This window comes from Halorussus marinus, assembly GCF_004521895.1.
Classification (GTDB): Archaea; Halobacteriota; Halobacteria; order Halobacteriales; family Haladaptataceae; genus Halorussus; species Halorussus marinus.
Window position 1 is genome coordinate 92,836 of the sequence record NZ_SBIR01000003.1, and the last position, 26,923, is coordinate 119,758.

A 26,923-nucleotide genomic window follows, 5' to 3' on the forward strand; every position below is an offset into this window, starting at 1 on the left:
ACGCGAGCGACTCTCGGGGACGGCAAGAACCCCCCGCGAGCCCGGGCGTTATTCGATCTGGTCGCGGTACTCGTCGGCGCTCAGCAGGTCGTCGCTCTCCTCGTCGACCTCGACTTCGAGCATCCAGCCCTCGCCGAACGGGTCCTCGTTGACCAGTTCGGGCTGGTCGTGGAGCGCGTCGTTGATACCGACGACGGTGCCGCTCACCGGCGAGTAGAGGTCCGAGACCGCCTTGATCGACTCGACGACGCCGAACTCCTCGCCGGCGGTCACGTCGTCGCCCTCGTCGGGGAGTTCGACGAACACCACGTCGCCGAGTTCGTCCTGCGCGAAGTCGGTGATGCCGACCGTCGCGGTTGCGTCTCCGTGGTCGACCCACTCGTGCGATTCGAGGTAGTTCCGGTCGTCGGGTACGTCGAAGCTCATCGGTTCTCACCCAAGAATGGGACCGTGGCTATCTTTGCCTTTTTGGAGTCGCCCCGAACCACCACACGGACGTTCGTGTCGGGGTCTGCGTGCTCGGTCGCGACGTATCCGAGCGCGATGGGCTCGTTCAGCGTGGGGCTCATCGTGCCGCTCGTCACCTCGCCGATCGACTCGCCGTCGGCGTCGGTGATCTCGTAGCCGTGGCGCGCGACCCCGCGGTCGACGAGCCGAACGCCGACGAACGTCTCGTCGACGCCCTCCGCGTCGACGCGTTCGAGGGCGTCTCGGCCCACGAACTCCGTGTCGAGTTTCACCGTCCAGCCGACGCCGGCCTCGTAGGGGGTGTGCGGGTTCTCCTCTGGGTCGAAATCCTGGCCCGAGAGCAGAAAGCCCATCTCCATCCGGAGGGTGTCTCTGGCGCCGAGCCCGCAGGGCTGACACTCCAGCGCCGACCAGACCGTCTCGGACGCCTCGGCCGGGACGATCAGCTCGAACCCGTCCTCGCCGGTGTAGCCCGTCCGGGCGACCCAGCACCGCGCGCCCGCGACCGTCGCGTACCGCCCCTCGAACTTCGAGAGGTCGGTGACCGACTCGTCGGCGAGGTCGGCCACGAGCCCCGGGGCGTCGGGGCCCTGCACCGCGAACATGCCGTAGTCGTCGGTGACGTTCTCGACGTCGGCGTCGAGGTCCCACTCGTCGCGGTGGGCGGTCCACCGCTCTTCCATCTGCTCGTCGTGGCCCGCGTTCGGGACGAAGAGGAACTCGGCGGACTCGCCCTCGGGGAGGCGGTAGACGACGGTGTCGTCCAGAATCGTCCCCTCGTCGTCGGTGATCATCGAGTACTGGGAGTCGCCCCGGTCGAGCGCGGTCACGTCGTTCGTGGTGAGCCGCTGGAGCAACTCGGCGGCGTCGGGCCCCGAGACCTCGATCTCGCCCATGTGGGAGACGTCGAAGACGCCGGCTTCCTCGCGGACCGCGCGGTGTTCGTCCTGTATCGAGTCGAACTCGACGGGCATCTCCCACCCGCCGAACTCCGTGAACGACGCCCCGCGCTCGGCGTGTACCTCGCGCAACGGCGGCTTTCGAAGGCTCATGCTCCAGCGTTCGGACGCCCGTCACGTAATGGTTTGTCTTCCGGGCGTTCGTCGTCGATCCGGTCAGGCGGGCTCGACGACGATCTGGCCGTCCCGGAGCTTGTAGACGAGCCTATCGCCCTCCTCGACTGTCTCGCCCGCGGCCTCGAACTCCTCGCGGACCGCCTTGATGAGGCTGATTCGCCACCGCTGGGTGACTGTCGTCGTCCCGAGTATCTTCTCGTCTGGGTCGTCGCTCATCTACTCGCGTCTTACCGGACGGTGCGGTTATGGATTTTTAGCTATTTCGACTATAACGACTACTCGCGTCCCGGACCGAACAGTTCGCCCCTCTAATGCAGGCGAGTCCCGCGAAGGGGCCGAGCACGTCGGTCCGGGGGACGACGTCCGGAAGTCGACGACGCTTACGGCGAGGCGGGGGTCGCGTGGCGCACGAGCAGGTCGAGGGCGGTTTCGTCGACGTCGGTGCTCGCACAGGCCGGACACTGCACCGCCAGCGACCAGTCGCCGCGGGTCGAGAACGCGGGCCCCTCGGCGTCGCGGTCGGCGACGCCCCCGGTCGAGTCACCGGGAACCGCGAGCGCGAACTGAGCGAGCAGAACGAACGTGCCGTCGTGGCCGCAGTTGTGACAGGTCGGCATGGTGAGACCCGGCGGCCGAGTTCGGGGCGCCGGGGCTCGGAGGTGGTCGCGCGCTCGTACTTGAACGTTCGGCGCGACATCGCACCGTCTCGGGGTCGCCGACGGCGCGTGCGCGTCGAGCGTTACTGGAACTCGGTGATCGTCAGGGTGTACTCGCCCGCCCCGGTGTAGGAGTCGACGTCGATCTGCATCTCCGTCGAGTCATCGGGGGCGTCGATGGTGATCGACTCCTGACTGTCGGTGCTGGTCGAGGCGTAGTCGTAGTCGCCCGACGAGGCGTTCTCGGTCGTCCCGGTGTTGACGTAGAGGTCGAAGTCGGCGTTCGACGGCCCGTCGAGGACGACCTCCACCGTGGTCGGGTCGCTGTACTCCCACGCGTAGCTGTAGTCGTCGTCGTCCCAGAAGCCGCTGAGGCTCGCGTCGACCGACTCGGTCGTCGAGTCGCCGCTCTCACCGCCGTCACCGCCGTCGCCACCGCCAGCATTTGCAGGGTCGGTCGTGACCGCGGCGTAGGCGTCGACCTGTCCGCTACCTTGCTGGTCGGCCGAGAGGCCGACGTCGGCGGCCGTGTTCTTGAGGTGGGTGCGGAGTTCGGTGGGCGTCAGGTCCCACTTCGCGAGGGTCAGCCCCGCGACCCCGGAGGTGACCGGCGTCGCCATCGAGGTGCCCGAGAGCGTCTCGTAGGACCCCCGGGTCTCGGTGGTCGTCGAGAGCACGTCCACGCCGGGGGCACAGAGCTCGACGCTGTCGCCGTACTGGGAGAACGACGCGAGGTTCTCCTCGGAGTCGACCGCCGACACCGCGACGCACCCGCTGTAGGCGGCGGGGTAGCTCACGCCGCGCGAGCCGTCGTTGCCCGCGGCCGCGACGACGAGGCTACCGTTGGAAGTCGCGTACGACACCGCGTTTTTCATCGTGTCGGTGTAGCCGCCCCCGCCCAGCGAGAGGTTGATCACGTCGGCGCCCTGGTCGGCCGCCCACTCGACGGCGTCGGCGATATCGGCGGTCGACCCCGAGCCGTTCTCGTCGAGCGCGCGGCCGTTGATGAGCGCGGAGTTACCCTGACCGGCGACGCCGGTGTCGTTGTCGACGGTCGCCGCGGCACAGCCCGAGACGTGGGTCCCGTGGTACTCGTCTCCGGGCGCGTCGGGGTACGGATCCGAGTCGGCGTCGACGAAGTCCGAACCCGGGTCCGAGGCGTAGTTGTCCGCCAGATCGGGGTGGTCGTACTGCGCGCCGGTGTCGACCACCGCGATAGTGACGTTCGAGTCCCCGAACGTGGTGTCCCACGCCTCGTCCGACCGGACCTGCTGGGGCGCGTACTGGTCGCCGAACTGCGGGTCGCTGGGCGCGGCGAGCGCCTCGTGGGTCGCGTTCGGTTCGGCGTACTTGATCCCGTCTTTCTTGGTGATGGCCTCGATGAAGTTCTCGCGGGCCACGTCCGCGGCGTTGCTCGGGAACTTCACCGCGACGTACCGGAGCGTCTCGTTCTTGTGGACGACCTCCGCGTTGCCCGGGACGTAGGAGGTGACTTTCTGCTCTATGTCGCCGGCGCCGGCCGAGACGCCCACGAGGATCTCCTCTTTTTTCGGGCCGGGATCGCGGCCGGGGGTCGCGGCCGTGACGCCGCCGAGCGCGGCGGTCGCGCCGGCTACGCCGGCCGCCTTCACGAACGAACGCCGATCGAGTCGAGGTGTGCTGTCGTCTGTCATGCTACAAAATTCACGACACAGAGATATTATTTAAATTTTATTGTATAGAAATTTTCTATAATTTTTTCTAGATAAGGTGTGAGTGTATATCTCGGGCGCTTCCGTAGCGCGCCCGTCGGCGCCGGACCGCCACCGCTATGGCGGGAGGCGAGCTATCGGGGGGTATGCAACCGTTGCGTTCGCTCCTCTCGGGGGAGGCCTCCATCGCGCTGTTCGTGGACGGGCCCAACGTCCTCCGCGACGAGTTCGACGTGGATCTGGACGACGTGCGTGCGGCCGCCGAGGAACTCGGCCAGCTTGCGGTCGCGCGGCTCTACCTCGACGAGCACGCCACCCCGGGGCTGATTCAGGCGGCCGAAGCCCGCGGCTTCGAGGTGACGATTACCAGCGGCGACGTCGACGTGAAACTCGCGGTCGACGCGACGGAGTTCGCGCTGACCGAGGGGCTCGACGCGCTCGCCATCGCTTCGCGGGACACCGATTTCAAGCCCGTCTTAGAGAAGGCCGCCCGCAACGGGGTCCGCACCGTCGCGATCGCGCCGGGCGAGCACGGCCGATCCGACGCCCTCCGGAACGCCGCCCACGAGGCTCACGTCATCGAGGAGTAGCTATCCCAGCGGTTTGACCGCGACCGCGTGCGTCCCGTCGTCGACCCGGAGTTCGACCGACTCGACCACCGCGTCCGCGACCGTCGCGCGCCACGCCTCGACCGCCTCGACGTGGCGCTCGCGGTGGCGCTCGACCGAGAACTCGGCGTCGGGGTCGGTCCGGAGCTCGTCTTCGGTGTCGTCGGGCGTGGGGTAGTCGGGAATCCGGTCTTCCTCGATCAGTCGGGCGGGATCGATGTGGAACGCGTCGGTCTCGCCGTCGGGCTCGGGGGCGTCGGCGACGTGGAGTCGCGCGCGCATCCGGCCCGAAAACGGCGGGGTCACCCGGAGGACGGTCGGGCGGTCGCTCCGCCGTCGGGCCTCGTAGGCCGACACCACGTCGTCGGTCGTGACCGCGAGCGAGCGGACGTTCCGCGGGTCGGTGCTCATGTGGGCCCGTGAGTGTTGCTTGCCCTTGAGTGTCGCGCCGGTCGTCGACCGGGCGCCCCGAACCGTCGGCGTTTTTCCCGCTCGGTCCCGGAGACGACACCATGGACGAGGACCTCGGCACGCCGGTGGTCGACAACCACCTCCACCTCGACCCCGAACACGGTCGCGGGCTGGAGGCGGTCCGGGAGTTCGCGCGCAGCGGCGGCACCCACCTGCTGGTGGTGAACAAGCCCTCGTGGCTCCTCGGGATCGAACCCGAAGTCGGCGAGGACTTTCGACCGGTGTTCGAGACCACGCTCGACGCGGTCGCGAGCGCGAGCGAGATACTCGACGGCCGGGCGTGGCCCGTGCTCGGCGTCCACCCCGGGCTCGTCTCGAAGCTGGTCGAAGACCGCGGGTTCGCGCCGGCCGAAGCCCGCGACCTGATGCGGGCGGGTCTGGAGTGTGCGGCAGAGTACGTCGCCGACGGTTCGGCGCTGGCGCTCAAGACCGGCCGCCCGCACTACGACACCACCGAGGCGGTGTGGGAGGCCTCGAACGCCGTGCTCCGTCGCGGACTCGAACTCGGGGCGGCCAACGACTGCGCGGTCCAGCTCCACACCGAGGCCAGCGAGGACCTGACCGAGATCGCGGCGTGGGCCGAGGAGGCGGGGCTCGCGCCCGAGCGCGTCGTCAAGCACTACGCCGCCGGCCGGCTCGCCGGGCCGACGCCGAGCGTGATGAGCGAGAAAGACCGGCTCGAACGCGCGGCCGACCGCGGCGAGCCGTTCCTGATGGAGACCGACTTCGTCGACGACCCCGACCGGCCCGGCGCGGTGCTGGGGCCAAAGACGGTGCCCCGGCGGGTCCGGTGGCTCCTCGACGCGGGCGAGGGCGAGGCGGTCCGAAACGCCCACGTCGAGACGCCTCGACGGGTGTACGGCGTCGACACCGAGGCGACCCTCGATCGGTAGGGCGAGCCGAGCAGAAAGGCATATGGGTCGGGCAGCACTCGGAGTTGATATGAGCGCGCCTCCGGAGGAGTTTTACTCCGACGAACGCTGGCAGAACTGGCTCGACCGCATCCGGGACGAGGAGATCGATCCCGAGAACGAGGACTCGGCCCGGCTCCTGTTGAACCTCCAGGACGACGTGGCCATCGCGGTCGCCAAGATCGTGACCGCGTACGACGACGACGCGGTCGGCGAGGAGGAGGCCCTCGAGGAGCTGACCGACATCCGCGAGATCGTCCTCGCCGAAGTCGACTTCGAGGACGACGAGAAGGCGATGCTGATCGACGGCGTCCAGACGAGTCTGGTCTGTGTCTTCTATGCCGCCGAGGAGTACGTCGCACAGGGGCCGGCCGACGAAGCCGGCGTCGAGGAGTACGTCCTCGAAGCCGGCCGGGCCGAGGAAGCCGAGGACATCGACTCGGCGCTCGGGCTGGTGGCGGCCGCCGGGACGCGCATCATCGACGGCGACGAACTCGACATGTCGGTGACCGAGGACCTCGAGTACGGGCTGGTGACCGAGTGGGTCAACGGACTCGACAGCCTCCAGAGCGCGATGAGCGACCCGGAAGTCGTCGAAGAAGAAGACGACGACTGACGGCCAGCGTTTTCGCCGCGCGATCCGATCTGACGGTCACGCTTTCTCCAGCCGCACCACCCACTGGACCGGCCGGTCCGATCGGGGGTATCGCACCTCCGCGACCGTCCACGGCGTTCCGACCGCGGCCGCACGGAGCCGGTCCGGGCTGAACAGCCTGAACAGCAACGTCTCGCCGACCTCGTCCTCGTAGACGCAGTGGTAGACGCGGTAGGCCAGCCCCGGTGCGGGGTCCTCGCGGTAGCCGAACGCGTCTGCGGTCGCGTCGCGTTCGGGCGCGTAGCCGTCGATCACTGCGGTCGCGTCGGGCGCGGTCACGACCGCCAGATCGCTCAGGAACCGCTCGACCCCCGCCATCGACCCCGCGAGTTGCACCTGGGTCCCCCTGGCGTACGCCGACCGGAACCGGTCGCGCTCGAACTGCTCGGGGAGCGAGAACATGTCGGCCCGCCGGGCGTCGACGACCCCGCGGTCGCGCATCGTCGCCACGAGGCGGTCGCTGACCTCGATGGCCACCGTCTCGAACCGGTCTTGGAAGTACAGCGCGTCGCGGCCCGCGCCGGCACCCATGTCGATCAGCGGCCCGTCGAGGTGCGATTCGAGCCACTCGTCGCCCTCGAACTCGCCGAAGTACCACCGCTCGATCGGATGCTCGCGGGTTCGTTCGCCGTCGCGGTCGACCAGCGGTGCCTCACGCTCGCCGCGGTAGTGGTCTCGAATCGCGCGACCGAAGGGATCGGACATGCGATCGTGGTATCGGATCGCAATTGTAATAAGATTGTAACGAGTGTGCGTATCATTCGCGTCCGACGCCCGCGAACCGTCGCGGCCGTCGCAGACGCTATTTTTAACTACCTCGCCTGAAAGGGGCCGGTAGTGCGATTCCGAGCCGACGACCGCGGGGTGACGGTTCAGATCGGGGCGGTGTTGCTGTTCGCCATCCTGATCGTGCTCGTCTCGACCTATCAGGCCACGGTCGTGCCCCAGCAGAACGAACAGGTGGAGTACAACCACAACCAGCGGGTCCACGGCGAGCTTCAGGAGCTTCGCGACGAGGTCTACCGGGCCGCCGCGACCGGAACCGGCGGCTCGGCGACGGTCTCGCTGGGGACGCGGTACCCCGAGCGCGCGCTGTTCGTCAACCCCGCGCCGCCGTCGGGGCGGCTCGCGACGAGCGCCGACGCGAGCCTCCGGATTCGAAACGCGGCCGCGACCGGCGAGGTCGGCGACTACTGGGACGGGACGGCCCGGCCGTACCCGACGCGGGGACTGACGTACGAACCCCGGTACAGCGTCTATCAGGACCCGCCGACGACGGTGTACCGCAACGGCGTCCTCTACAATCGGTTCGCGGACGCGACCGTCACGCTCGCGGGCCAGCGGCTCGTGCAGGGCGACCGCATCTCGGTCGTGACCCTCGACGGGACCGTCTCCGAGTCCACCAACGGCGTCGCGAGCGTGAACGTCCGGCCGGTCAGCGCCACGACGCGGACGGTATCGGTCCAGAACAGCGCCCCGGACGAGGACCTCACGATCGTCGTCCCGACGCAACTCGACGCCGGCGAGTGGGAGGGGCTCTTGGAGGGCGAACTCGACGAGGACGGGACCGACCCGGACAAACACGTCTCGGCGGTCGAACCGGTCGCGGGCGAGGACGCGGTCCGCGTCGTCCTCGAACCGGGAACCTACGATCTCCAGATGGCCGAGGTCGGCGTCGGCTCGGACGCGTCCGAGACGTCCCCGACGTACGCCGTCGACGTGGACGGGGACGGCGCCGTGGTGCGCGAAGACGGGACCCGACGCGTCGTGGTGGAAGTCCGCGACGAGTACAACAACCACGTCAGCGGCGTCGACGTGACGGTGACGACCGATCCCTCGAAAGGGAGACTCTACGACGCCGAGACCGGCGACGAGTCCGACCAGACGGTCCGGACCGACAGCGACGGCCGGGCGACGTTCGTCTACGAGCCGACGGCGGCAGTCACCGGGACCGAGACCGACTCGTTCGCGCTCGGCTTCGACGGCCCGGACGACGACGACGTCGCCGGGTCGAAAGACACCGAAGAAGCGACCTACGAGGTCGAGGTGTCCGGCTCAGGCGGCGGTGGCGGTGGAGGCGGCGGACTGTCGGGGCGACTCACGTACAACGAGGACGCGGTGGCCGACGACGGGCCCGACGACGGAACTACGCCCGGCGGGATCAACTTCAGCGTCACGAACGAGTACAATCAGTCGGTCGCGATAACCGACATCAGAATCGAACCCGCCGACGCCGACATCGACGTGCTCGCCGACCGAACCACGGGCGAGGGCAAGCTGATAAGCGAGGTGTTCGTCGACGGGAACGAAAGCGACGGCTACGTCGACTTCAGCAGTCTGGGGTTCCCCGGCGGGCAGGACGGCACCGCAGTTCCGGACGCAATCGACCTCGACCTCGACGGGCGCGCGAACGACGGCAATCCCGTCGTGTCGTCCGACGATGAGGCGTCGATATATCTCTACGAGTTCTTCACGGATTCGAACGACGCGTCCAACGTCGACATGAACGGCGAGGCGGTCTCGATCACGATCCGCTACCGACTCGAAGACCGAGCCCCCGGCGACAGTCAGGCGGTCGGGGAGACCGAGTTCACCGTCACGCCCGGCAGTGACGGCGGCGGCGACGGCGGCGACGGCGGTAGCGGGAACCTCACCTACACCGGCACGTATCGAACGGTAGAAGGCACCGAGGCCGGCGTCAACTCGATACTACAGGTCGACATCCGAAACGAACTTGCGGACGCGGTCGACGTGACCGCGGTGAAGGTGAACGACACGACGGGCCCCGCCCAGCAGATCAGGGAGACCCAACTCACCGCCGCCGAGATCGAGATCGACGCCAACGGCGACGGCGCGCCCGACTCCACTGCGGACAGCTTCGACGGCTACGCGATCGGGGATCGGATCGACTTCGACGGACCGGCGACGATGGACGGCGGTACTGTCGGCGAGGTGCAGTTCTTCGAGTTCCGAAAGAACAACGGCGACCCGGTAGACATGACCAACAGGCGGATCACGATGACAGTCTACTACGAGACGGCGAGCGGCGAGACGAGGACGACGACCTTCACGATAGAGCCGTAGTTCGACGACCGTCGAACACGCTATCGACAAAATCTTATAGCGCCTTCCCGCAGAGACGTGTATGACAGCCGTCGGTATCGACGCACTCGAAATCTGGACCGGGAAGCTCAAGCTCGACTTGCCGGGGACGTTCGCGCCCCAGAAGGGCGAGGACCCCGAGAAGTACACGAAGGGACTGGGGCTCAACGCGAGTTCGTTCCCCGACGCCCACGAGGACATCGTCACGATGGGTGCGAACGCCGCAAAGCGCCTGATGGAGCGCAAGGGGCTGGCCCCCGACGACATCGGTCGCATCGACGTGGCGACCGAATCGGCGTTCGACAACTCCAAGCCCGTCTCGACGTACATCGCGGGCTGTCTCGAGCAGGTGTACGACGGCGACTTCCACCACGCCAACAAGGGCGAGCGCAAGTTCGCCTGCATCGCGGGCACCCAGAGTCTCGACGACGCGTACAACTGGATCAAGGCCGGCCGGAACCGGGACCGCGCGGCGCTCGTGATCGCGACCGACACCGCCCTCTACGCCCGGGGCGACCCCGGCGAGGCCACGCAGGGCGCGGGCGCGGTCGCGATGCTCGTCGACGAGGACCCGGACCTCGTGGAGCTCTCGACCGAGCAGGGGTACGGGAGCGCCGACGAGACCGACTTCCTCAAGCCGAACCAGCAGTTCCCGAGCGTCGACGGCAAGCGCTCGATGCAGGTGTACCTCGCGCGGATGCGCGAGGCGGTCGAGGACTTCGAGTCGATCTCGGACCCGACCCACCCCGAGGACTTCGCGTACATCCCGTTCCACACGCCGTTCCCCGGCATGGTCCGGAAGGCCGGACTGCTCGGCTACCGCCACATGATCCGGAACACGCCGATCGAGGAGTCTCTCGCCGAGGAGATCGGGCTCCAGCCCCGCGAGGACGACTACGCCGACCGCGAGGCCTACGAGGAGGCCATCCGCGAGCACATGGACGAGCTCAAATCCACCGACGAGTACCGCGAGTGGTACGGCGAGGTCATAGAGCCCACCCTCGCCATCTCCCGGGAGGTCGGCAACTGGTACACCGGCTCGGTCCACATCGCCCGGGCGGCCGCGCTCAAGAGCGCCGCCGAGTCGGGGCGGGACCTCGCGGGCGAGCGCCTGCTCGTCGGCTCGTACGGGAGCGGCGCGCAGGCCGAGATCCACGCCGAGACGGTCGCCGACGACTGGGCCGAGGAGATCGACGAGCTAAACGTCGACGAGCAGATCGACGAGCGATACGACCTCTCGTTCGCTGAGTACGAGAAGGTCCACGATCGGCACAACCACGACAAGACGATCGACATCGAGGACTTCACCGTCCCCGAGGAGGAGTTCGTGTTCACCGGCTGGGGCCGGATGAACGAGCGGACCTACGAGTACGTCGAGTAAAGCGTCCGAACCGCTATTTTCCCATCAGTGGGTCGTCGACGGATCAGGGGATCTTGCGGAGCGCGTCTAGCACGTCGTCGATCGGCTCGTCGGTGACCGCCAGCGCGAAGCCGTCGAGTCGAGCCATCTTCGGGGCGTGCTCCCAGAGGTCCTCGCGGTCGAGGCCGTGGAGCACCACGGCGTGGGGCGTGGGGTTGACCACGCGCATCGCGACCAGCGGCGACTCCCCGCGGGTGACGTTGGTGAACACGAGCGCTCGGCTCGTGCTCTGGCCGTAGAGGCGGTAGAACTCCTCGCTGGAGAGGCGCGTGATCGCCTCGATGCTGTCGATGACGGTGTGGCCGGTGACGTGGTCGTGATCGCCGTCGGTGAGCGGGGTCGCGCCCACCGCGTCGTAGAACCGATCCAGCGAGACCGCGGTGGGGTACTCCCGGAGGTCGCTCACGATGTCGCTCTCGAAGCCCGCCGAGAGCACCCGGGCGTGCTGGCGGATGCGGTCGCCGCCCCGGCGCTCGTCGATGTCGAGCAGGCCGGAGACGATCCGGGCGACCACGCCGATGCCGGGGCTCTCGCGGCGACCGCTCTCGTAGTCGCTGACGACCGACGACGAGACGTCGAGGTGGTCGGCGAGGTCGGTCTGGGAGACCCCGAAGTCGGTCCGCCACTTCCGGAGGGTCGCGCCGGGGTCGTCGCTGAGGGTTATCTCGCCCGCGATGCGCTCGGCGAGCTGTCCGCGGGGGTCGTCGGGATCCGACATGCTCCCGACTCCGGGGGTGAGCCGCAAAAGCGTATCGAAACCGGGGTTCGACGTTCGCCGAACACGCCGGGAAACTGATATTGGGCCTCGGGGACAACCGACACGCATGCCATCGACGCTGGTGCACGTCGCGCTGGCGGGGCTGGTCGGCACCGCCCTGCTCGCCGAGGAGTTCGACGCCCGCGCGATCGCAGTCGTGATGGCGGCCACCGCGTTCGTCGACCTCGACGTGTTCGTCGGCCTCGTCGTGGCGGGCACCCATCGGGCGGCGTTTCACACCCTGCTGGTGCCGCTCGCGCTCGGCGCGGTGCTGTACTACGACGTCCGACTCCGCGAGCGCTCGCGGCTCGCGGCCCGGTGGGGGACCCGGGGCGTCCGCGTCGCGTGGGTGAGCGTCTTCGCGGTGGCGGTCGCCGGCATCGGGCCGGACCTGTTTCTCAACGGCGTGAACCTCTTTTACCCGGTCCACGACCAGTTCTACGAGCTCACCGGGCGGGTGATCTACTCCGACCAGCGCGGGGTGGTCCAGACGTTCGTGGACTTCGACTTCGACTTCCTGACCGAACCCGCGGCCCGGGCGACCGACCAGACGGTGCGGACGACCGACAACACCCACTACCGGACCGGGGTCGATCCGTCCCGGGGCGAGACCACCGAGGACGTCGAGCGCATCTTCTACATCGTCACCTCCGGCGAGCGACTCCTGCTCGCGCTGACGGGCTACGCGGTGGTCGGCCTGCGCCTGCGCGAGGAGCGGCGGAACTAACACCGAGCGCCGTCAACCCCGGAGCATGGCCGACACAGACGTGACCGTCCGACCGTACGATCCCGACCGCGACGCCCGCGACCTGTGGGACCTCAAGCGCGGGTTCGAACTCGGGCTCGGGTCGGGAACCGGCGGCGACGACAAGCGCGCGAAGTACGAAGGGAAGCTCACCGACGAGTACGGCGAGCGGTACCTCGACTGGGCGTTCTGGTGCGTGAAACACGAGCCCCGGTGCGTGACGGTGGCCGACGCGGGCGACGCCGGAGGGGGCGACGCGGACGCCGATCCCGACGCGCTCGCGGGCTACGTCTTCGTTCTGCCCCAACAGCTCGCGATGATCTGGGACGCCGCGGTGCTCAACGAGATCTACGTCCGGCCCGAGTTCCGCGGGACCGGCGTCGCGGACGACCTGATGGACGCCGCCGTGGGGCTGGCCCGCGATCAGGACCTCCCGCTGGAGAGGCTCGTGCTCGACGTCGACCGGGAGAACGACCGCGCGAAGGCGTTCTACGATCGCCACGGCTTCGACCACTGGGGCGAGATGGTCGCGAAGGACCTGTCGTAGCCGGTCGCCGAGCCGCCCCGAGAACGGCTACGAACCGCTCTGAGAGCTACGCGCCGTTCCGTAGCACTATTTATATTCGGAAAGAAACCTTGAAGTCCCGCTTGTGCCAACCTCCGGACGAGGGTGGCGACGACGCCGGGTCGGCGACGGCTCGGGCGTCGCACCGATCACACAATGTCTGGCACGACCGGCACGACGGACCGACGAGCACCGAACCGACCGACCCCCGACCTCATCGCCCACCGCGGCTTCGCCGGCGTCTGCCCCGAGAACACGGTGGCGGCCGCCGAGCGCGCCGCGACCGGCCTCGGCCGCGGCGAGCCGCCCGCGATGGTCGAGATCGACGTGATGGCGAGCGCCGACGGCGAGCTCGTGGTGTTTCACGACGAGCGCCTCGGCCGGGTGACCGACGCTCCCGACCGGCTCGCGGGCCAGTACGTCTGGGAGACTCCCTACGAGACGCTCGCCGAGCTCGAGGTGCTGGGAACCGGCGAGCCCGTCCCCCGGCTCGACGCGGTCCTCGACGCGATCCCCCCGGAGGTCGGCGTGAACGTCGAGTTCAAGAACCCCGGGACGGCCGCGATCCGTCCCCGCGAGAACCTCCCGCCGGGCGACCGCGAGGCCGAGACCGACCGCTGGCGCGCGTTCGCCGAGCGAGTGGTCTCGACGCTCGACGACCACGACAACGACGCGTTGATCTCGTCGTTCTCGGAGGGCGCGCTCGCGGCGACCCGGGCAGCCGACCCCTCGGTGGCGATCGCCGCGGTGTTCGCCGAATCGGTCGCCGACGGAATGGAGGTCGCCCGCCGGTACGACTGCGAGGCGATCCACGTCCCGTGGAACATGGTCCCCGGGACCGAGCTGTTCAACGCCGAGTACGGCTCGCTTGGCCCCTACGAGCCGGTCGACCTCGTGGAGCTCGCCCACGAGGAGGGCCGGCGGGTCAACGTCTGGACCGTCGAGCGCTGGTATCAGGCGACCCAGCTCCGGGCCGCGGGGGTCGACGGGCTGATCGCGGACTACCCCGGCGTCCTCGGCTTCGGCGACGGCGAGTAATTCGAACGTGTGGCGGGGCCGGTAGGATTATGGATCGATACGTTGCGGTATTGAGCACTATATCCATGAAGGGGGTGATTCTAGCGGCTGGTATCGGGTCCCGTCTACGGCCGCTCACGCTTCACGAGCCGAAAAGCTGTGTCACCGTCGCCGGCGAGCCGGTGCTCGGCCGACAGTTGCGCGCGTTCGACGACGCCGGCGTGAGTGACGTGACCGTCGTCGCGGGCTACCTCGCCGACGAGACGCGGGCGCGCTGTGAGGCCGTCTCGGTCGACCGGCCCGACCTCGAGGTGAGCGTCGTCGAGAGCGAGGTGTTCGCCAACACCGACAACATGTACTCGCTGTCGCTCGCCCGCGAGGCGGTCGCCGGCGAGCCGTTCGTGCTCGCCAACGGCGACGTGGCCTTCGAGCCCGACCTGCTCGCGGACCTCGTCGACGCCGACGCCGACAGCGCGGTGGCGTGCGACCGCGCGACCTTCTCCGAGGAGGCGATGAAGGTCACCGTCGACGACCGCGGGCTGGTGAGCCACATCGACAAGGCGGTCCCGGAGGAGGTGGCCCACGGCGTCTCGACCGACGTCTACCGGTTTTCCGCATCGTTCTCCTCGATGCTGTTCGACGAGATCGCCCGGACCATCGACCGGGAGGGCGACTTCGGCGACTGGACCGAGGCCGCCATCGACCGACTCGTCCGCGACCGCGACCACGACCTGGCGACCGCCGACGTCACCGGCCGCGAGTGGGTGGAGATCGACGACTTCGCGGACCTGACCGAGGCCGACCTCCGATTTGCCGGGCTGTCTGCCCTCGACGAGAAGGAGGCGGTGTTCTTCGACCTCGACGGGACGCTCTACCTCGACGACGACCTCGTGGCGGGCGCCCGCGAACTCGTCGAGTTGCTCCGCGACCGCGGGGTCGCGGTGTACTTCCTCTCGAACAACTCCTCGGGGTGGAAAGACGAGTACGCGAGCAAGCTGACGAAGCTGGGCGTCCCAGCCGACCCAGACAGCGTGTTGCTCTCGACCGACGGGGTGATCCAGCACCTCGTGGAGACCGACCCCGGCGAGGTGTTCGTCCTCGGAACCGACGCGATGCGCGAGGCGGTGGCGGCGGCGGGCGTCTCGGTCGGCGACGACGACCCCGACACCGTGGTGGTGGGCTTCGACACCGAACTCACCTACGAGAAGGCCCGGCGCGCGACGCTCGCGATTCGGGACGGCGCGACCTTCCTGCTGGCCCATCCGGACGACGTCTGCCCGACCGGCGAGGGGTTCGTGCCCGACTGTGGCGCCATCGGCGCGATGATCGGGCGCGCGACCGACCGGTCGCCCGAGCGGGTGTTCGGCAAGCCGAACGCCGAGATGCTCGACCACGTCCTCGACGCCGAGGGGTACGCCCCGGCGGAGGTCGCGGTCGTCGGCGACCGACTGGCGACCGACGTGGCGCTCGCAGAGAGCGTCGGGTGCGAGTCGGTGTGTGTGCTCACCGGCGACGCAACCCGGGTCGAGGTCGAGACCAGCGACATCGAGCCCACGCTCGTCGCCCCGAGCGTGGCCGACCTGACCCGGTTCGTCGCGGCCGACACGTCCGCCGAGCGGGGCGACGCCGACGCGCCGGTGCCGTCGGTCGAGGGCGGTGAAACCGGTGACTGAGGGGGTCCGAATCGGGTACGTCACTCAGACCCACACCGGCGAGGTCGGGTGGCGCGAGGCGATCGACGCCGGCGCGGCGATCGGCTTCGACTACGTCGAACTCTACATGGACGGGGCGACCGAACGGACCGCCCTCGACGCCGGGGCGGTCGCCGACGCGCTCGACGACGCGGGGCTCGATCTGCTGGTCCACCTCCCGTTCGCGGACCTCGACCTCGGGACGCCCCGCGACCGAGTCCGGACGGCGTGTCTCGACGAACACCGCGCCTGTCTCGATGGCGCCGCCGAGATGGGCGCCGAGAAGGCCGTCTTGCACGCGAGCTCCGACGCCTCGCCGCCCGAGTGGGCGTTCGACGAGATCCGGCCCCGCCTGTTCGAGGCCGTCCGGGAACTCGACGCGGCCGCCGCCGACCGGGACATCGAGCTCTGCGTCGAGAACCTCCCGGGCGTCCGCTTGACAGTCCACGACTTCGAGTCGGTGTTCGCCGAGACCGACGCCGCGATGACGTTCGACACCGGCCACGCCCGGGTCGACGGGCTGGACGCCGAGGCCACGGCCGCGTTCCTCGACGACCACCGCGATCGGGTGAGCCACGTCCACGTCAACGACGCCCGAGAGGCCCGCGACGAGCACGTCCCGGTCGGTTCGGGCACGACCGACTTCGAGACCGCGCTTTCGCCCCTCCGGGACGGCTGGACCGGCACGCTCTCGGTCGAGGCCTACACCTTCGACGACGAGTATCTGGCGCTCAGCAAGGAGAAGCTGGACGGCTACCTGTGACGCGGGTCGCCGCGAGGTCGACCTTTATCTCGGCGCCGCCCCTACGTCGCGGTATGAGAGCCGTCCGATACCACGAACACGGCGGGCCGAACGTCTTGCAAGTCGACGACATCGAGCGTCCCGACCCCGGCCCCGAGGAGATCCGGGTCGCGGTCGAGGCCGCGGGAGTCAACCCCGTCGACACCTACTTTCGGGAGGGAGGCTACGAGCCGCCGACGCTCCCGATGATCCCTGGATCGGACTTCGCGGGCGTCGTCGACGCGGTCGGCGAGCGCGTCACCGAGTTCGACGAGGGCGACCGCGTCTTCGGCACGGGACTCGGAAACGACCGGCAGGGGACGTACGCCGAGTACGCCGTCGCACCCGCCGACCGGGCGGCCCGCCTGCCCGACGAGGTCGGGTTCAGCGAGGGCGCGGCGGCCGCGCTCGTCGGCGTGACCGCGTGGCGGGCGCTGGTCGACCACGCCGGCCTCGACCCCACCGAGACGTGTCTGGTCCACGGCGCCAACGGCGGGGTCGGCCACGTCGCGGTCCAGATCGCCGGCGCGGCGGGCGCGACGGTGCTCGCGACCGCCTCCGAGGAGTACCACGACGAACTCCGCGAACTGGGAGTCGACGCGCCCCTCGACTACGGCCGGGAGGATCTGGCCGAGGCGGTGATCGAGGCCGGCCGTCCGGACGCGATCTTGGACCACCGACTCGATCAGTACCTCGACTTCGACGCCGAGGTCGGCACGCAGGGGGTCCGGGTCGTCGGCATCGGCAACACCCGGCCCGAAGCCGGCTTCGAGAACGTCGCGGCCGCCCGCGGCAAGGAGATGCGACTCCACCTGATGAGCATGTACAACACGCCGGACATGGCCGGGGTGTTACGAAAGCTCGCCCACCTGCTCGCGGCGGGCGACCTCCGGCCCCACGTCTCGCGGCGCTACAAGCTCTCGCAGGCCGGCGACGCCCAGAAGGCGGTGTTGAGAAACAGTTTCTTCGGGAAGCTGGTCGTGCGACCCTGAACGTTAACTGCCGAGCGACCGTCCACGGGGTATGGACGTCAGCTTCGACTTCACCGACTCGGTCGCGCTGGTCACCGGCGCCAGCGGCGCGCTCGGCGCCGCGGTCTGCGAGGCGTTCGCCGACGCGGGCGCGACGGTCGCCGCGGCGGACGTGGTGGCGCCCGACGACGGCGAGGCGGGACTCGACACGGGCAGGGCCATCGACTTCTATCGCGGGGACTTCACCGACGAGCGCGAGGTCGAACGGGTCGTCTCGGAAGTCCTCGCCGACCACGGTCGCCTCGATTGTCTCGCCAACGTCGCGGGGACCTGGAAGGGCGGGGCGCCGATCGAGAACACCGACGTCGAGACCTTCGAGACGCTGTTCGACGTGAACCTCAAGACGGCGTTTCTGGCGAGCAAGCACGCGTTGGCCCACCTGCGCGAGCGCGACGGGCGCGGCGCGATCGTCTCGGTGTCGGCCCGGTCGTCGCTCGAAGGCGGCGAGGGCGACGGTCCGTACCGGGCGTCGAAGGCGGGGGTGCGACTCCTGACCGAGACCATCGCCGCCGAGAACGCCGGGGAGGTGCGGGCCAACGCCGTCATGCCGAGCGTCATCGACACGCCGGCGAACCGCGAGATGATGCCCGACGCCGACCACGACGCGTGGGTCGATCCCGCCGACATCGCCGAGGTGGTCCTGTTTCTCTGCTCGGACGCCGCGAGCGTAACCAGCGGCGCGGCGGTCCCGGTGTACGGCGAGGCCTGAGGCGACCCCGGCCGACCGAGATCCCCGCCGACCGACCGTGAGAGCCCCGTTCGGTCGGCCATTGACCGTTCGTCCATTTCAGCCGACATGAACGGCGGTTACTGAAAATACTGTCGGCAAAAATCGCCACAACGCGAACGAACCGTGGCGTTTATGCAGTGTGGTTTGGAAGCCAACGCCACACATGGCACAACGAGAGACGTGGACGAGTCGGATCGGTTTCATCTTCGCCGCCGTCGGGAGCGCGGTCGGCCTCGGGAACATCTGGTCGTTCCCGTTCCAGACGGCTTCGAACGGCGGGGCGGCGTTCCTCGTCGTCTATCTGGCCGCGGTGTTCCTCATCGGCTTCCCGACCATGATGATCGAGTTCGTCATCGGTCGGCGCGGCGAGAGCAACCCCGTCGCCGCGTTCAAGTCGATCGGCCACGGCGAGTGGTCGTTCGTCGGCGGCCTCGGCGTGTTCTCGTCGCTGGTGACCCTGGCGTTCTACAGCGTCATCGGCGGGTGGGTCCTCAGCTACATCGTCGGGAGCCTCAGCGGCGCCTACTTCGGCGACCCCGCGACGTACTTCGGGTCGGTGTCGACCGGGAACGTCGCCATCGCGGCTCACGCCGTCTTCATGGCGATCACCATCGGCGTGGTCGCGGCCGGCGTCACCGGCGGCATCGAGCGCGCGACCAAGTTCATGATCCCCGCGATCCTCATCCTGCTCGTCGGCCTCGGCGCGTGGGCCACGACGCTCGACGGCGCCGCGGCGGGCTACGAGTACTACCTCTCGCCGGACTTCGGCGTCATCGTCGACAACTTCGCGTCCATCGTCCCGCCCGCGATGGGACAGGCGTTCTTCACGCTGTCGCTCGGGTTCAGCGTCATGATCGCGTACGCCTCCTACCTCGGGCGCGACGACAGCCTGCCGGCCGACGGCGGGGCGATCGTCGTGGTCAACACCCTCGTCGCGCTGCTGGCGGGGTTCGTCGTGTTCCCGCTCCTGTTCGCGACCGGCGGCGTCGAGGGCGCCGGCGGCGGTGCGGGCACGGCGTTCATCGCCATCGCCGGCGCGTTCGGCACCCTCCCCGCGGGCGGGATCCTCGGGGCAGTCTTCTTCGTCGTCCTGCTGTTCGCGGCCCTCTCGAGCGCGATCAGCCTCCTCGAAGTTCCGGTGTCGTTCGTGAGCGAGAACTACGGCTACGGCCGCACGACGACCGCCGTCGCGATGGGCGTCGGCATCTTCCTCCTCGGCGTCCCGACGACGTTCGGCACGTCGTGGCTCAACTTCTACAACGACGTGGTGTTCAACCTCCTGCTCCCGATCGCGGTGCTGTTGCTCGCGGTGTTCGTGGGCTGGGTCGCCAACACCGAGGCGATCGACGAGATCGAACTCGGCTCGTCGTTCGGCCCGTCGTTCGCCACGGGGTGGCTCTGGTGGGTCCGCATCGTCGTCCCCATCGCGGTCATCGTGACTCTCTACCTCGGCGTCGACTCGCTGTACTCGGGCATCGTCGCCGGCGACTACTTCTAGTCGCCTGAGGGCGACCGCGGTTTTTCGAATCGTCGGACCGATCGAGTAGCCGATGCTACGAATCGACGCGTCTCCCGCGTCAGCCGACGGTTCTTTCTACGAATCGTAGCCGGTATCGCTGATTGACGGGGTTTGGGATCCCGAAAAATCCGGATATACGCCCGAGAATTATTATATTTTCCAACCTACGGTTCTAAACTCGAAACTCTCTTACCCGCGGACTGTCGAGTGTGGGCCAATGACACGCGAATCGTGGCGGACCCGCGTCGGCTTCATCCTCGCCGCCGTGGGAAGCGCAGTGGGATTAGGTAACATCTGGCGGTTCCCGTGGATGACCGCCGAGAACGGCGGGAGCGCGTTTCTGGCGGTGTACCTCGGGATCATCCTGCTGGTCGGGGTGCCGGGCCTGCTCGCGGAGTTCGTGATCGGGCGACGCTCCCAGCGCAACCCGGCGGGCGCGCTCTTTCGGCTCTCCGGGTCGAAGTCGTGGGGCGCTGTCGGCCTGTTCGGGGTCGTGACCGCGCTCGCGTTGCTGTCGTTTTACAGCGTCGTCGGCGGGTGGATCTTCCGGTACTTCCTCGCGAGCTTCACGGGGTCGTACTTCGGGTCGCCCGGCGCGTACTTCGAAGGGATCAACTTCGGCGTCGAGGCGCTTGGGTTTCACGCCGCCTTCCTCGGGGTGACCGCGTTCATCGTGCTCGGTGGGGTCCGGGACGGCATCGAGAAGGCGACGAAGGTGATGATGCCGGCCATCCTCGCCCTGCTGGTCGCGCTCGCGGGGTGGGCGATCACCCAGCCGGGCGCCGACGCGGGGCTCGCGTTCTACCTCGACTTCGACGCCGCGTACCTGCGGGCGAACCTCTTGGACGTGATCGGCGCGGCCGCCGGACAGGCCCTCTTTACGCTCTCGCTGGGCGCGGGCACCATGATCACGTACGCCTCGTACCTCGGCGACGACCGGGACCTCGCGGTCGACGGCAGTACGATCGCGGTGCTGAACACCGGCGTCGGCGTTCTGGCGGGGCTCGTGGTGTTCCCGCTGCTCTTTACCACCTTCGGCGAACTCACCGGTCCCGCGGCGGCCGGCGGCGGGCCCGGCGCGCTGTTCGTCTCCATCGCCGGGGCGTTCGCCCAGCTCCCGCTCGGGGGCGTGATCGCGGTGGCGTTCTTCGGAGTCGTCTCGCTGGCGGCGCTCTCGTCGTCGATCAGCATGCTCGAAATCCCGGTCGCGTACCTCGTCGACGAACACGGCGTGAGCCGGCGGACCGCCACCCTCTCGCTGGCGAGCGTGATCCTGTTCACCGGGGGCGCGAACGCGCTGAATCCCGCGCTGTTCGACTTCGTGGCGAGCACGCTCGTCGATCTGATGCTGACCGCCGGGCTGGTCGGATTTCTGCTGTTCGTCGGCTGGGTGCTCGGCGCCGACGCGCTCGCGGAGTACGCCACCGGCGCGGGCGCCCGGTCGCGGTCGGTCGGCCCGGCGTGGCTCTGGTCGGTCCGGACGATCCTGCCGCTCTTCTTGCTCGGGACGCTCGCGGTGAATCTGCTGGCGCTGGCGGGCGTCTCGCTGTGAGTCAGTAGAGGTCGTCGATCGCGTCCTCGTCGTAGCTGTGTTCGTCGGCCGGGAACTCCCCGGACTCGACCGCGTCACGGAACCGCTCGACGGCGCCCTCCATCTCGGCGCGCACGTCGCCGAACTGCGTCGAGAACGGGGGCGTCCGGTCGCTCAGCCCGAACACGTCGTTGAGCACGAGCACCTGCCCGTCGGTGTCGGGACCCGCGCCGATGCCGATCGTCGGGATGTCGAGGGCCTCGGTGATCTGGGCCGCCACGTTCGCCGGGACGTGTTCGAGCACGAGCGCGAACGCCCCCGCCGCCTCGTGGGCCGTCGCGAGATCGAGGAGTTCGCCGGCGCTCTCCTCGTCGGTCCCCTGCCGGGAGTACCCCCCGAGCTGGTTCACGCGCTGGGGCGTCAGCCCGAGGTGGGCCATCACCGGGATCCCCAGATCGACGAGGCGCTCGGTCACCTCGACGGTGTGGGGGCCGCTCTCTAACTTGACCGCGTTGGCGTCTGCCTCCTTCAACATCCGTCCGCAGTGCTCGATGGTCTCGCTCTCGTCGACGCCGTAGCTCAGGAACGGCATGTCGGCGACTACCAGCGCGTCGTCGGTGGCGCGGGCGACCGCCGCGGTGTGGCTCCGGATCTCCTCGACGGTGACCGGGAGCGTCGAGTCGTAGCCAAGCACCGCGTTGCCCAAGCTATCGCCGACCAGGATCACGTCGACGCCCGCGTCGTCGACGATCCCGGCGGTCGGCGCGTCGTAGGCCGTCAGCATCGTTATCTCCTCGTCGTCGTCGGTCGCCGCGAGGTCCCGAACGGTTGTCATACCGAGTGGGTCGCGGGCGTTCGGTTAAACGTATTCGGTTCCAAACCGTTAAGCCACCCGCGTCCCGCGTTCCACGCGTGCCCGAACCAGTCGAGAGCCACGACCCCGAGGGCGTCGACTACGGGTGGGTGATGCAGACCACCTTCGTCCTCACCATCGTGGTCGGGGCGCCCGTCGTCGCGTTGCTCGCGTTCGCCACCGGCGTCGCGCTCCCGACCTGGGAGTCGCGGGTGTCGTTCGCCGTCCGGGTCGGCGCGCTGGTCTGGTTCGTCGTCGCGGTGTCGGTGTTCGCCTACGCTCGGCGCGCCGAAGAGTGAGGTATTTCGGTTTACCGCCCGTACTGTCCGACTAGACACATGGCGAGGCTGACCACTGCGGCCCGGGCGGTCGAGCGCGCGATCAGGTGGGCGATCGTCGCGGTGTTCGGCGCGGGAATCCGCCGCCGGAGCCCCGGCGCCGTCGCGAACGCCGTCCTGACGCTGGCGGTCACGTTCGTCCCCGACCTGCTCGAACGCCGGTACGCCGTCGAGTTCCGGCCGTGGCAACGGGTCTACGCCGGGATCGCGATGCTCGCCCACGCGGTCGGCATGCTGGGTCCCTACGACGACGTGGGGTGGTGGGACCACGTCACCCACACCCTCTCGGCGACGTTGCTTGGCGGGATCGTCCACGTCGCGGCCCGGCGTCGGGGCCGCGACCCCGAGCGAAACGTGATCGGGGTCGTCGCCTGCGCGGGCGTCCTCTGGGAGCTTCTGGAGTACGCGATCCACGCGGTCAGCAGACGGCTCGGCGTCGAGCCGCTCTTGATCCCCTACAGCGCCCGTGACACCGCCCTCGATCTCGTGTTCAACGTCGTCGGCGCGCTCCTCGTGGTCGCGTTCGGCGACCGACTCCTCGAGAACTTCGGCCGGGAGTGATCAGACCCACTCGAAGCGCGTCCCGGCCGCCTCTGCGGTCTCCTCGTCGCTGGCCGAGTCGCCGACGAACAGCACGTCCGCCGGCTCGACCCCGAGGTCCTCGACCGCCGCCAGCAGCGCTCGGGGATGGGGCTTTCGCTCGGGGACGGTCCCCCGACCCACGACGCTGTCGACGCCGTCGGCGAGGTCGTGGGCGTCGAGCGCGATACGGACCGCCGACTCGTGGTTGAGCGAGCAGATCCCGACCGGCACCTCGCGGGCGAGAAGCTCGTCGGCCAGCGGGAGCCGCGTTGGGGCGCGGGCGCCCTCGCGCTCGGCCGCGGCGATGAGTTCGTCGGCTTCCTCGCCGACGCCCGCCGCCTCGGCCGCTTCGAGCAGCGACCACGCGCTCAGCGGCTCGGCGTCGACGCCCTCCCGTTCTAACAGCGCTTCGAGGCGGCGCTCGACGTCCGCCCAGTCGACGTCGAGTCGCACCACTGTCCCGTCGAGGTCGTACACCACGGCCGCGGGCGCGTCGTCTCGGGTCACGCTCGCCGATAGGGCCACCGGCGCGAAAAGCGTTCGGCCGGCGCCGATCAGTCGATCGCGTCCTCGACGGCGGTCACCAGCGCCGTCACGTCGGCCTCGGGGTCCGTCGAGAAGAACAGTCCCTGCGAGCCGACGAGAACACGCAGGACGGTGGCGTGTTCCATCACGGTCACGAACGATCGGACGTCGCCGGCCGCCCGGAAGAGTTCGCCGAACAGGTCGGTCTCGGTGAAGTCGATGTGGACGTACGAGTGGACCTCCTCGAAGTGAGACTCCATCGCCGCGCGGTCGTCGTACAGCGCCATCGTCGCCTCGTCGGCGTACAGCGTGTGAAACTCGGATTCGGTGTACTCGACGCAGATGTGAACGGCGTCTCGGTCGACCTCGCGGGCCGCGGCGAGCGCCGCTTCGGCGTCGAAGTCCACGAGTCGGGACTCCTCGGACACGACCATCTCGTTCACGCCGATTCAGTCTATAATGATAAACGTGGCGGTACTGCCGGTCAGCCCAACACGTTCCGCGCGATGACCTTCTTCTGGATCTCGGAGGTCCCCTCGTAGATGGTCGTGATCTTCGAGTCGCGGTAGAGCCGTTCGACGTCGAAGTCGGTGGTGTAGCCGTAGCCGCCGTGGATCTGGACCGCCTCGTTGGCGACGTCGACCGCGGTCTCGCTCGCGAAGTACTTCGCCATGCTGGCGGCCAACTCGACGTCCTCGCCGCGGTCGTCTTTCCGGGCGGCGTCGCGGGCGAGCAGGCGCGCGGCCCCGAGCCGTGTCCGCATGTCGGCGATCTTGTGCCGGATGGTCTGTATCTCGGCGATCGGCTGGCCGAACTGCTCGCGCTCGCCGGCGTACTCGACGGCCTCGTCGAGCGCCGACTGGGCGAGCCCGACCGACTGGCTCGCGATCCCGATCCGACCGCCGTTCAGGATGTGGAGCGCCGCCGACAGCCCCTTGCCCTCCTCGGTCAGCCGGTTCGCGGCGGGAATCCGCACGTCGTCGAACACCAGCGACGTGGTGTCGCTCGCCCGGAGCCCGAGCTTGTCCTCTTTCTTGCCGACTTCGAGGCCGTCGGCGTCTTTGGGCACCACGAACTGGGTGACCGACCGGGGGTCGTCGCGGTCGGTCTTGGCGAACAGGACGACGACGCCCGCCCGCTGGCCGTTGGTGATCCACTGCTTCTTGCCGTTGAGGACGTACTCGTCGCCCTCGTGTCGCGCCTCGGTGGTCATCTCGGCGGGGTTCGAGCCCGCCTGGGGCTCCGAGAGCGCGAACGCCCCGACCGGCCGACCGTCGACCATCTCGGGAAGCCACCGCTCGCGCTGGTCGTCGTCGCCGAACTCCGCGATGCAGGAGGTCGCCAGACAGTGGACCGACAGCGCGGTCGCGACCGACAACATTCCGTAGGCGACTTCCTCGTTGACGAGGCTGTAGGTGAGCCGATCGACGTCGAGGCCGCCGTACGCCTCCGGAACGGTCATCCCGGTCAGATCGAGGTCTGCGAGCCCGTCCCAGACGTCCTCGGGGAACGTCTGGTCGCTGTCGGCCTCGGCGGCGGTCGGGCGGATCTCCTCGACGGCGAACTCCCGAACGACGTCCCTGATGGCTTCTTGCTCGTCGGAGAGGTTCATACCCGACGTGTCGGGCGGTGCGTGGAAAAAGTTGCCTCTTTTCGGGCGGCGGACTCGCCGCGCGCCGGGCCGGCGGGCGTCCGGGAGTCGCCGATCAACCCCGAGGCGAAAGCGACATCCGACGGGCGAGCGAACCGCCCCTCGATGGCAGAACGCGCCACGCTATTGGACTCGTACACCGAGATGACCGAGATGCTGCTCCCGAACGACACCAACAACCTCGGGCGGGCGCTCGGGGGCGCGGTGCTCCACTGGATGGACATCTGCGGCGCCATCTCGGCGATGCGGTTCTCGAACTACCAGTGTGTCACCGCCTCGATGGACCACGTCGATTTCATCTCCGCGATCGACCTCGGCGAGGTGGCGGTGATCGAGGCGTACGTGTTCAACACCGGTCGGACCAGCGTGGACGTGAAAGTCGACGTCCGCGCGGAGAACCCCCGGACCGGCGAGGAGCGAAAGACCACCACCTCGTTTTTCACCTTCGTCGCGCTCGACGACGACGGCACGCCGACGCCGGTGCCGGATCTCGACTGCCCGACCGACAACCAGCGAGCGCTACGCGAGGACGCCCACGAGCGGCGCCGCGAGCAACTCGAGGCCGCCGCCGAGCGGATCGAAGCGGGCGAGTAGGCGCCCGGACCCCGAGTCGCTCCTCTGCGACTCGCCGAGGTGTGAATTCGGCGCGGCTACGCCGCGACCGGCGCGGTCGCGTTCATCGTCGTCTGGTTGCCGCCGGTGTCCTGAGCGACGATCAGGTCGAACGGCGTGTCGGCGGCCGCCTCGTCGGGCGCGAGGTAGCCCGCCGCGAACGCGGAGTAGGTGCTCGCGCCCTCGACGGTGACGTCGAAGGTCGTCAGCACCTCGCCGTCGTTGCCCTCGGTCGCGGGCCGGACTTCGAGGGTGTAGTCGCCGGCCGGGACGGTTACGTACTCGGTCGCGTTCGGGAACGTCGCGTTGTCGTACAGCACCGCGCCCGTGCTCTCGACGGTCACGTCGACGGGCCCGGCGTCGGGCGAGACGTGGACCAGCCGAACCGACGCGTTCTCCTCGCTCGGGTGTTCGGGGTCGTCGACGTAGATCTGGGGCGCGAACGTGTCCTGGCTCACCTCGCCGGCGGCGGCGACGGTGTAGCTCGTGTCGGCCTCGACCGTGATCGTGTCCTCGAAGACGACGGTCTCGTTTTCGGACGTCTGGATGACGACCTCGTGGTCGCCGGCCTCGAGTTCGAGGTAGTCGCTCACCGCGCCGAACTCGACGCCTTCGAGGACGGCGTCGCCGTCGACCAGCACGTCCACCGCCGGCGCGTCCGGCGACATGTGGGCCACCCGTACCTCGGCCGTGCCGTCCTGGCTCGCCGCGACCGCGGCCGTGCCGGCCCCGGCGAACCCGATCAGTACCACAGCGGCGACCGCCAGCGTCGCCGCGTTCCGGATCGACTGCGTCTGTTTGTCACACATACTGCGGGCGGGGCTGAGGACGAACCGGAAATAAAGCGTCGGGACCGTCCACGGCCGTAATCGGCGGTGTCTCGCGCGTATTTCGAGTTACGGCCGAGTAGTCTCGGCTTTCGCCCCGTCGAGCCGTC

Annotated in this window: 30 protein-coding genes; 17 read left to right on the forward strand and 13 right to left on the reverse strand. The window is 69.0% G+C overall.

Going from position 1 to position 26,923, the window contains the following annotated elements:
- Window positions 1-48 precede the first annotated feature (48 nt).
- From gcvH to EPL04_RS04615, 5 genes are all read right to left on the reverse strand, one after another.
- On the reverse strand, window positions 49-426 hold the full coding sequence (gcvH, locus tag EPL04_RS04600) for a glycine cleavage system protein GcvH (RefSeq protein ID WP_134669874.1): 378 nt from the start codon (window positions 424-426) through the stop codon (window positions 49-51).
- Complete coding sequence (gcvT, locus tag EPL04_RS04605; protein ID WP_134669876.1) at window positions 423-1,520, reverse strand: glycine cleavage system aminomethyltransferase GcvT; 1,098 nt, start codon at window positions 1,518-1,520, stop codon at window positions 423-425. The genes gcvH and gcvT overlap by 4 nt, the downstream gene beginning before the upstream one ends.
- Before the next feature lie 63 nt (window positions 1,521-1,583).
- Entirely contained in the window at window positions 1,584-1,760 is a 177-nt protein-coding gene (locus tag EPL04_RS18655) for a hypothetical protein (protein WP_167599417.1), read from the reverse strand.
- A 164-nt stretch (window positions 1,761-1,924) separates the two neighbouring features.
- Complete coding sequence (locus EPL04_RS04610; RefSeq protein ID WP_134669878.1) at window positions 1,925-2,161, reverse strand: hypothetical protein; 237 nt, start codon at window positions 2,159-2,161, stop codon at window positions 1,925-1,927.
- A 122-nt stretch (window positions 2,162-2,283) separates the two neighbouring features.
- Window positions 2,284-3,873: a S8 family serine peptidase gene (locus EPL04_RS04615; RefSeq protein ID WP_134669880.1), complete on the reverse strand. Its 1,590-nt coding sequence runs from the start codon at window positions 3,871-3,873 to the stop codon at window positions 2,284-2,286.
- A gap of 164 nt (window positions 3,874-4,037) precedes the next feature.
- Between EPL04_RS04615 and EPL04_RS04620 the strand changes: the two genes are divergently transcribed.
- Window positions 4,038-4,481 (forward strand): NYN domain-containing protein, encoded by a 444-nt coding sequence (locus EPL04_RS04620; RefSeq protein WP_209019568.1) that lies wholly within the window; start codon window positions 4,038-4,040, stop codon window positions 4,479-4,481.
- On the opposite strand, the gene EPL04_RS04625 is transcribed toward EPL04_RS04620, so the two are convergent.
- On the reverse strand, window positions 4,482-4,910 hold the full coding sequence (locus tag EPL04_RS04625) for a hypothetical protein (RefSeq protein WP_134669884.1): 429 nt from the start codon (window positions 4,908-4,910) through the stop codon (window positions 4,482-4,484).
- Window positions 4,911-5,011: 101 nt separating this feature from the next.
- Here EPL04_RS04625 and EPL04_RS04630 point away from each other — a divergent pair, with 101 nt between their 5' ends.
- On the forward strand, window positions 5,012-5,863 hold the full coding sequence (locus EPL04_RS04630) for a TatD family hydrolase (protein WP_134669886.1): 852 nt from the start codon (window positions 5,012-5,014) through the stop codon (window positions 5,861-5,863).
- A gap of 49 nt (window positions 5,864-5,912) precedes the next feature.
- Window positions 5,913-6,497 carry a DUF2150 family protein gene (locus EPL04_RS04635; RefSeq protein WP_134669887.1) on the forward strand — a complete coding sequence of 195 codons (585 nt, stop codon included), beginning with the start codon at window positions 5,913-5,915 and terminating at the stop codon, window positions 6,495-6,497.
- A 36-nt stretch (window positions 6,498-6,533) separates the two neighbouring features.
- On the opposite strand, the gene EPL04_RS04640 is transcribed toward EPL04_RS04635, so the two are convergent.
- Window positions 6,534-7,241, reverse strand: a complete 708-nt coding sequence (locus EPL04_RS04640; RefSeq protein WP_134669889.1) for a class I SAM-dependent methyltransferase — start codon at window positions 7,239-7,241, stop codon at window positions 6,534-6,536.
- Between the two features lie 132 nt (window positions 7,242-7,373).
- Here EPL04_RS04640 and EPL04_RS04645 point away from each other — a divergent pair, with 132 nt between their 5' ends.
- Together EPL04_RS04645 and hmgB are read left to right on the forward strand one after the other, a co-directional pair.
- A complete protein-coding gene (locus EPL04_RS04645; RefSeq protein ID WP_134669890.1) occupies window positions 7,374-9,620 on the forward strand; it encodes a hypothetical protein in 2,247 nt (748 codons plus the stop codon).
- Window positions 9,621-9,681: 61 nt separating this feature from the next.
- Entirely contained in the window at window positions 9,682-11,019 is a 1,338-nt protein-coding gene (hmgB, locus tag EPL04_RS04650; protein WP_134669892.1) for a hydroxymethylglutaryl-CoA synthase, read from the forward strand.
- Window positions 11,020-11,062: 43 nt separating this feature from the next.
- On the opposite strand, the gene EPL04_RS04655 is transcribed toward hmgB, so the two are convergent.
- On the reverse strand, window positions 11,063-11,776 hold the full coding sequence (locus EPL04_RS04655; protein WP_134669894.1) for a helix-turn-helix domain-containing protein: 714 nt from the start codon (window positions 11,774-11,776) through the stop codon (window positions 11,063-11,065).
- A gap of 106 nt (window positions 11,777-11,882) precedes the next feature.
- Between EPL04_RS04655 and EPL04_RS04660 the strand changes: the two genes are divergently transcribed.
- The 9 genes from EPL04_RS04660 (at window position 11,883) to EPL04_RS04700 (ending at window position 21,446) form a co-directional block, all read left to right on the forward strand.
- Window positions 11,883-12,542: a metal-dependent hydrolase gene (locus EPL04_RS04660; protein ID WP_134669895.1), complete on the forward strand. Its 660-nt coding sequence runs from the start codon at window positions 11,883-11,885 to the stop codon at window positions 12,540-12,542.
- Between the two features lie 25 nt (window positions 12,543-12,567).
- Window positions 12,568-13,107 carry a GNAT family N-acetyltransferase gene (locus tag EPL04_RS04665; RefSeq protein WP_368276158.1) on the forward strand — a complete coding sequence of 180 codons (540 nt, stop codon included), beginning with the start codon at window positions 12,568-12,570 and terminating at the stop codon, window positions 13,105-13,107.
- Window positions 13,108-13,281: 174 nt separating this feature from the next.
- Entirely contained in the window at window positions 13,282-14,163 is an 882-nt protein-coding gene (locus EPL04_RS04670; protein ID WP_134669897.1) for a glycerophosphodiester phosphodiesterase, read from the forward strand.
- 65 nt (window positions 14,164-14,228) lie between these two features.
- Window positions 14,229-15,815, forward strand: a complete 1,587-nt coding sequence (locus EPL04_RS04675) for an HAD-IIA family hydrolase (RefSeq protein ID WP_209019569.1) — start codon at window positions 14,229-14,231, stop codon at window positions 15,813-15,815.
- A complete protein-coding gene (locus EPL04_RS04680; RefSeq protein WP_134669899.1) occupies window positions 15,808-16,596 on the forward strand; it encodes a sugar phosphate isomerase/epimerase family protein in 789 nt (262 codons plus the stop codon). The genes EPL04_RS04675 and EPL04_RS04680 overlap by 8 nt, the downstream gene beginning before the upstream one ends.
- 53 nt (window positions 16,597-16,649) lie before the next feature.
- Complete coding sequence (locus EPL04_RS04685; RefSeq protein ID WP_134669900.1) at window positions 16,650-17,606, forward strand: NADPH:quinone reductase; 957 nt, start codon at window positions 16,650-16,652, stop codon at window positions 17,604-17,606.
- Window positions 17,607-17,637: 31 nt separating this feature from the next.
- On the forward strand, window positions 17,638-18,354 hold the full coding sequence (locus EPL04_RS04690) for an SDR family oxidoreductase (RefSeq protein ID WP_134669902.1): 717 nt from the start codon (window positions 17,638-17,640) through the stop codon (window positions 18,352-18,354).
- A 184-nt stretch (window positions 18,355-18,538) separates the two neighbouring features.
- The gene (locus EPL04_RS04695) at window positions 18,539-19,873 is read left to right on the forward strand and encodes a sodium-dependent transporter (RefSeq protein WP_134669903.1); all 1,335 of its coding nucleotides are present in this window, start codon (window positions 18,539-18,541) and stop codon (window positions 19,871-19,873) included.
- Between the two features lie 238 nt (window positions 19,874-20,111).
- Window positions 20,112-21,446, forward strand: coding sequence for a sodium-dependent transporter (locus EPL04_RS04700; RefSeq protein WP_134669905.1), 1,335 nt, complete (start codon window positions 20,112-20,114; stop codon window positions 21,444-21,446).
- A gap of 1 nt (window position 21,447) precedes the next feature.
- Here EPL04_RS04700 and panB read toward each other — a convergent pair whose 3' ends face one another.
- A complete protein-coding gene (gene panB / locus EPL04_RS04705; protein WP_134669906.1) occupies window positions 21,448-22,260 on the reverse strand; it encodes a 3-methyl-2-oxobutanoate hydroxymethyltransferase in 813 nt (270 codons plus the stop codon).
- Between the two features lie 77 nt (window positions 22,261-22,337).
- On the opposite strand from panB, the gene EPL04_RS04710 reads away from it, so the two are divergent.
- Window positions 22,338-22,577 (forward strand): DUF5822 domain-containing protein, encoded by a 240-nt coding sequence (locus tag EPL04_RS04710; protein WP_134669908.1) that lies wholly within the window; start codon window positions 22,338-22,340, stop codon window positions 22,575-22,577.
- A gap of 39 nt (window positions 22,578-22,616) precedes the next feature.
- Window positions 22,617-23,177, forward strand: coding sequence for a hypothetical protein (locus EPL04_RS04715; protein WP_134669910.1), 561 nt, complete (start codon window positions 22,617-22,619; stop codon window positions 23,175-23,177).
- Here the strand turns inward: EPL04_RS04715 and EPL04_RS04720 are convergent, their stop codons facing one another.
- The 3 genes from EPL04_RS04720 to EPL04_RS04730 are packed head-to-tail and all read right to left on the reverse strand — an operon-like array spanning window position 23,178 to window position 25,335.
- A complete protein-coding gene (locus EPL04_RS04720; RefSeq protein ID WP_134669917.1) occupies window positions 23,178-23,705 on the reverse strand; it encodes an HAD family hydrolase in 528 nt (175 codons plus the stop codon).
- Window positions 23,706-23,752: 47 nt separating this feature from the next.
- On the reverse strand, window positions 23,753-24,157 hold the full coding sequence (locus EPL04_RS04725; protein ID WP_134669919.1) for a hypothetical protein: 405 nt from the start codon (window positions 24,155-24,157) through the stop codon (window positions 23,753-23,755).
- 50 nt (window positions 24,158-24,207) lie between these two features.
- The gene (locus EPL04_RS04730; RefSeq protein ID WP_134669921.1) at window positions 24,208-25,335 is read right to left on the reverse strand and encodes an acyl-CoA dehydrogenase family protein; all 1,128 of its coding nucleotides are present in this window, start codon (window positions 25,333-25,335) and stop codon (window positions 24,208-24,210) included.
- Window positions 25,336-25,479: 144 nt separating this feature from the next.
- Between EPL04_RS04730 and EPL04_RS04735 the strand changes: the two genes are divergently transcribed.
- Window positions 25,480-25,968 carry an acyl-CoA thioesterase gene (locus EPL04_RS04735; protein ID WP_134669923.1) on the forward strand — a complete coding sequence of 163 codons (489 nt, stop codon included), beginning with the start codon at window positions 25,480-25,482 and terminating at the stop codon, window positions 25,966-25,968.
- A gap of 56 nt (window positions 25,969-26,024) precedes the next feature.
- Here the strand turns inward: EPL04_RS04735 and EPL04_RS04740 are convergent, their stop codons facing one another.
- Window positions 26,025-26,795 (reverse strand): DUF4397 domain-containing protein, encoded by a 771-nt coding sequence (locus tag EPL04_RS04740; protein WP_134669925.1) that lies wholly within the window; start codon window positions 26,793-26,795, stop codon window positions 26,025-26,027.
- Window positions 26,796-26,923: the final 128 nt, after the last annotated feature.

What these genes read in the sequence shown, in the direction of transcription:
- gcvH (WP_134669874.1), bottom strand. Translation starts at nt 426, where the DNA reads ATGAGCTTCGACGTACCCGACGACCGGAACTACCTCGAATCGCACGAG.
- gcvT (WP_134669876.1), bottom strand. Translation starts at nt 1,520, where the DNA reads ATGAGCCTTCGAAAGCCGCCGTTGCGCGAGGTACACGCCGAGCGCGGG.
- EPL04_RS18655 (WP_167599417.1), bottom strand. Translation starts at nt 1,760, where the DNA reads ATGAGCGACGACCCAGACGAGAAGATACTCGGGACGACGACAGTCACC.
- EPL04_RS04610 (WP_134669878.1), bottom strand. Translation starts at nt 2,161, where the DNA reads ATGCCGACCTGTCACAACTGCGGCCACGACGGCACGTTCGTTCTGCTC.
- EPL04_RS04615 (WP_134669880.1), bottom strand. Translation starts at nt 3,873, where the DNA reads ATGACAGACGACAGCACACCTCGACTCGATCGGCGTTCGTTCGTGAAG.
- EPL04_RS04620 (WP_209019568.1), top strand. Translation starts at nt 4,038, where the DNA reads ATGCAACCGTTGCGTTCGCTCCTCTCGGGGGAGGCCTCCATCGCGCTG.
- EPL04_RS04625 (WP_134669884.1), bottom strand. Translation starts at nt 4,910, where the DNA reads ATGAGCACCGACCCGCGGAACGTCCGCTCGCTCGCGGTCACGACCGAC.
- EPL04_RS04630 (WP_134669886.1), top strand. Translation starts at nt 5,012, where the DNA reads ATGGACGAGGACCTCGGCACGCCGGTGGTCGACAACCACCTCCACCTC.
- EPL04_RS04635 (WP_134669887.1), top strand. Translation starts at nt 5,913, where the DNA reads ATGAGCGCGCCTCCGGAGGAGTTTTACTCCGACGAACGCTGGCAGAAC.
- EPL04_RS04640 (WP_134669889.1), bottom strand. Translation starts at nt 7,241, where the DNA reads ATGTCCGATCCCTTCGGTCGCGCGATTCGAGACCACTACCGCGGCGAG.
- hmgB (WP_134669892.1), top strand. Translation starts at nt 9,682, where the DNA reads ATGACAGCCGTCGGTATCGACGCACTCGAAATCTGGACCGGGAAGCTC.
- EPL04_RS04655 (WP_134669894.1), bottom strand. Translation starts at nt 11,776, where the DNA reads ATGTCGGATCCCGACGACCCCCGCGGACAGCTCGCCGAGCGCATCGCG.
- EPL04_RS04660 (WP_134669895.1), top strand. Translation starts at nt 11,883, where the DNA reads ATGCCATCGACGCTGGTGCACGTCGCGCTGGCGGGGCTGGTCGGCACC.
- EPL04_RS04665 (WP_368276158.1), top strand. Translation starts at nt 12,568, where the DNA reads ATGGCCGACACAGACGTGACCGTCCGACCGTACGATCCCGACCGCGAC.
- EPL04_RS04670 (WP_134669897.1), top strand. Translation starts at nt 13,282, where the DNA reads ATGTCTGGCACGACCGGCACGACGGACCGACGAGCACCGAACCGACCG.
- EPL04_RS04675 (WP_209019569.1), top strand. Translation starts at nt 14,229, where the DNA reads ATGAAGGGGGTGATTCTAGCGGCTGGTATCGGGTCCCGTCTACGGCCG.
- EPL04_RS04685 (WP_134669900.1), top strand. Translation starts at nt 16,650, where the DNA reads ATGAGAGCCGTCCGATACCACGAACACGGCGGGCCGAACGTCTTGCAA.
- EPL04_RS04690 (WP_134669902.1), top strand. Translation starts at nt 17,638, where the DNA reads ATGGACGTCAGCTTCGACTTCACCGACTCGGTCGCGCTGGTCACCGGC.
- EPL04_RS04695 (WP_134669903.1), top strand. Translation starts at nt 18,539, where the DNA reads ATGGCACAACGAGAGACGTGGACGAGTCGGATCGGTTTCATCTTCGCC.
- EPL04_RS04700 (WP_134669905.1), top strand. Translation starts at nt 20,112, where the DNA reads ATGACACGCGAATCGTGGCGGACCCGCGTCGGCTTCATCCTCGCCGCC.
- panB (WP_134669906.1), bottom strand. Translation starts at nt 22,260, where the DNA reads ATGACAACCGTTCGGGACCTCGCGGCGACCGACGACGACGAGGAGATA.
- EPL04_RS04715 (WP_134669910.1), top strand. Translation starts at nt 22,617, where the DNA reads ATGGCGAGGCTGACCACTGCGGCCCGGGCGGTCGAGCGCGCGATCAGG.
- EPL04_RS04725 (WP_134669919.1), bottom strand. Translation starts at nt 24,157, where the DNA reads ATGGTCGTGTCCGAGGAGTCCCGACTCGTGGACTTCGACGCCGAAGCG.
- EPL04_RS04730 (WP_134669921.1), bottom strand. Translation starts at nt 25,335, where the DNA reads ATGAACCTCTCCGACGAGCAAGAAGCCATCAGGGACGTCGTTCGGGAG.
- EPL04_RS04735 (WP_134669923.1), top strand. Translation starts at nt 25,480, where the DNA reads ATGGCAGAACGCGCCACGCTATTGGACTCGTACACCGAGATGACCGAG.
- EPL04_RS04740 (WP_134669925.1), bottom strand. Translation starts at nt 26,795, where the DNA reads ATGTGTGACAAACAGACGCAGTCGATCCGGAACGCGGCGACGCTGGCG.